Raw genomic sequence first — 3,377 nt, 5'->3', positions numbered from 1 at the left:
CCCGCCACTCGACGCGCGGCCTCGGCAGGTTGCCGCTGCCGTGCCCACGCCGCCGCCGTCGACCACGGTCTACACCGCTCCGATACCGGCGTCCTCGATCGGCACCCAGGCCGCGCCCGCTACCGCGCGGGTGGCGACCGTCACCCCGGTCGCCGTCAGCACCGCGCCCGCGTCCGTGCCACCCGCGGCGCCCACGCCGCGCCCGGTCGAACGGGTGGCCGATGTCTTCGCCGATCTCGGCGCTCCCTCCGCCGATGCGCGGGTCTCGGGCGATGCGGTCGACCTCGCGCGAATCGAGGTGAGGCGCGAGGCCCCGCCGCCGAAGCCGCCCGCGGCCGCCAAGCCTGCGGACAAGCCCAAGCCCAAGGAACCGCCCAAGCCCGTCCATCCCAGCCGCGTCTGGGTCCAGGTCGCGACCGGCAAGAAGATCGACGCGCTCGCCTACGACTGGCGGCGGATCAGCAAGGAAGCGGGCAAGCCGCTCGCGCCCTACAAGGCCTTCACCGCGCGCTGGGGCGCGACCAACCGCCTCGTCGTCGGCCCCGTCGCCAGCCGCGACAAGGCCGAGGCGCTGGTGCGCGAATTGAAGAAGAAGGGGCTCGACGTGTTCCTGTGGCTCAGCGAAGAAGGCGAAGCGGTTCAGCCGCTTAAGTAGGGCGCAAGGGTTTCTTTGCACAGGCTTTGCACAAGCTTGTCCGGTTCTCCCCAGCCCGCCTGTCATGGGTGATTGCCAATCCCCCCGCTTCGCGTCCATCCCCCACCCGATGGTGACCGAACCCCTTCCGCCAGCGAAAGCCCGGCCATGAGAGCAGCTGACATGGACTATTCCGCCGAGGACGATGCCGCCCCCGTCGACATGCTCGTCAGCCTGTTCGCAGCGCGCGGCTGGCCGTGCGAGCTGGTCTCGGAGGACGAGATGACCGGCGAGGTGCAGGGCAGCTGGGCCAATTACCAGCTGCGCGCGATCTGGCGGGCCGAGGACAGCGTGCTCCAGTTCCTCTGCCTCCCCGACATCCGCGTCACCGACGACAAGCGGGCGGCGGCCTACGAACTGCTGTGCCTCGTCAACGAGCAGATGTGGCTGGGGCATTTCGACATCTGGTCGAACGGCGACGTGCTGCTCTACCGCCACGGCGCGCTGCTCGGCGATCACGGCCGCCTCAGCCTCGACATGGCGCAGGCACTGGTCGAGAGCGCGATCGACGAATGCGACCGCTTCTACCCCGCCTTCCAGTTCGTGCTGTGGGGCGGCAAGTCCCCGCGGGCCGCGCTCGAGGCGGCGATGGTCGACGCGGCGGGCGAGGCCTGATACGCCGCTGCGCGCGATGTTCGATCACCTCCTCATCATCGGCTGCGGCAACATGGGCGGAGCGATGCTCGCCGGGTGGCTGGCCGCTGGCGAGGCCCCGGCGCGCTTTTCCGTGCTCGATCCCGCGCTGGAGGAGGCGCCCGAGGGCGTGGCGCTCCACCGCGATGCTGGCGAAATGCCGGGGACGCATGATGCGGTGCTGCTCGGGTTCAAGCCGCAGCAACTGGGGGCGCTGGGGCCGGGGCTTCAGGGCCTGACCGAGGGCCGCGCCGTGTGCTCGCTGCTCGCCGGGATCACGCTTGCGCAACTCGGCGGCGCCTTCCCGAAGGGGGCGGCGCATCTGCGGGTGATGCCCAACCTCGCCGCACGCATCAACAAGTCGCCGGTGATCCTTGCCGAGACCGGTCTCGGCACCGACGCGCGCGGCGCTGCCTTCGCCCTGTTCGACCAGCTCGGCAGCGCGGTGTGGCTGGAGGACGAGGCGCAGTTCGATCTCGTCACCGCGCTTGCAGGATCCGGGCCGGGCTTCGTTTACCGCTTCATCGACGCGCTTGCGGGCGCCGCCGTCGACCTGGGACTCGACGCGCCCACCGCAGCGCGGCTGGCGCTCGCCACGGTGGAGGGCGCTGCCGCGCTTGCTGCCGCCTCGGACGCCTCCCCCGCCACTCTCGCCGATCGCGTCGCGAGCCCGGGCGGCATGACCCGCGAGGGGCTCAACGTTCTTGACGACAATGCGGCGCTGCGCCGCCTGCTGGCGCGCACACTGGCCGCCACCCGCGACAAGGGCGCGGCGCTGTCGCAATCCAGTTAAGATTAACAATGATTAAGCTGAACGAATTGCGCGCTTTGCAATCCGGTTTCGCTTGAAAAGCGCGCCCGAACCCCCGATATTGCCGCCATGGAGAGCACGGGGCTTTTCCCGCGCTCCATTATGAAAGGCTAAGGGTTTCACAATGGCTGACTGGAATGACCCCTCGCGCAATGCGCAGCGCTTCGGCTCCGTGCCGCGCGCCGGAGGCGATGTCGCCGGCCGCGTGAGCTATGACGAGGGTCTGCGCAAGCACATGCTCTCGATTTACAACTACATGACCTCGGGCGTGCTGCTGACCGCGATCGTCGCGCTGCTGTTCGCCAATTCGCCGCTGTTCGGGCTGGCCTTCAACACGGTCGTGACCCCGGTCGGCACCGGCATCGAGCCGAACCTGCTCGGCTTTGCGATCATGCTCTCGCCGCTCGCCATCATGCTGTTCTGGTGGTTCGGCGCGGCGCGCGCGAGCGCGGGCACGCTGCAGGTCGCCTTCTGGGCCTTCGCGGTAGCTTTCGGCCTGTCGTTCTCGACGCTGTTCTCGACCTACACCGACACCTCGATCGCGACCGCGTTCTTCGCCGCGGCCGCTTCCTTCGCGGGTCTCTCGCTGTGGGGCTACACCACCAAGAAGGACATCTCGGGCTGGGGCAGCTTCCTGCTGATGGGCGTGATCGGCCTGATCGTGGCGAGCCTCATCAACATGTTCTTCCCCTCGGGCGCGATGGGCTTCGTCATCAGCGTGGTGGGCGTGCTGATCTTCGCCGGTCTCACCGCCTATGACACGCAGCGCCTGAAGAACGAGTACCAGTATGTGCGTGGGACCGAGATGGCAGGGCGTGCGGTGATCTATGGCGCGCTTTCGCTCTACCTCGATTTCATCAACCTGTTCATCTACCTGCTGCGTCTGCTGGGCAACCGCGAATAAGGGATACCCGGCCGGCTTCGGCCTGCCGCACAGATGTTGAAATATCGGATGCCCGGGGCCTTTCCATAGGTCCCGGGCATTTGCTTTGTTAGCTCGGGCGGCTATCGCGAAGCCCTTCAGGCTGGAGCAAGCCGCATTGCCCGATCATGTCGGGCCGCGCGGCACGAACAGTCCGCAGCACGAGAGAGAGATACCCGATGAGCGCCGCTCCGCACTCGCCTTCCGACACGCAGAACACCGTCACCACGCGTACGCCCTTCGGCCTCGCGATCACCACGCTGGCGGTCGGCGCGGCGCTGCTCGGCGCCTGCGCCACCCCCGCGCCGCCGCCGCCC

Annotated in this window: 4 protein-coding genes; all 4 read left to right on the top strand. The window is 68.5% G+C overall.

Annotation, left to right across the window (positions count from 1 at the left end):
* The coding region (locus AX692_RS00185; RefSeq protein WP_196491555.1) for an SPOR domain-containing protein at window positions 1–655 on the top strand (655 nt) is incomplete at its 5' end.
* Window positions 656–802: 147 nt separating this feature from the next.
* Complete coding sequence (locus AX692_RS00180; RefSeq protein ID WP_073974704.1) at window positions 803–1,309, top strand: YbjN domain-containing protein; 507 nt, start codon at window positions 803–805, stop codon at window positions 1,307–1,309.
* A gap of 16 nt (window positions 1,310–1,325) precedes the next feature.
* Window positions 1,326–2,120, top strand: coding sequence for a pyrroline-5-carboxylate reductase family protein (locus AX692_RS00175; protein WP_073974703.1), 795 nt, complete (start codon window positions 1,326–1,328; stop codon window positions 2,118–2,120).
* A 142-nt stretch (window positions 2,121–2,262) separates the two neighbouring features.
* Window positions 2,263–3,042 carry a Bax inhibitor-1 family protein gene (locus tag AX692_RS00170; protein ID WP_073974702.1) on the top strand — a complete coding sequence of 260 codons (780 nt, stop codon included), beginning with the start codon at window positions 2,263–2,265 and terminating at the stop codon, window positions 3,040–3,042.
* Window positions 3,043–3,377: the final 335 nt, after the last annotated feature.

Source organism: Erythrobacter donghaensis (genome assembly GCF_001557325.1).
GTDB lineage: Bacteria > Pseudomonadota > Alphaproteobacteria > Sphingomonadales > Sphingomonadaceae > Erythrobacter > Erythrobacter donghaensis_B.
The sequence above is the reverse complement of the archived record's forward strand: the minus strand, read 5'-3'. Positions and strand labels throughout refer to the sequence as shown.

Coding starts and splice junctions, on each gene's coding strand:
- AX692_RS00180 (WP_073974704.1), top strand. CDS start 803: ATGAGAGCAGCTGACATGGACTATTCCGCCGAGGACGATGCCGCCCCC.
- AX692_RS00175 (WP_073974703.1), top strand. CDS start 1,326: ATGTTCGATCACCTCCTCATCATCGGCTGCGGCAACATGGGCGGAGCG.
- AX692_RS00170 (WP_073974702.1), top strand. CDS start 2,263: ATGGCTGACTGGAATGACCCCTCGCGCAATGCGCAGCGCTTCGGCTCC.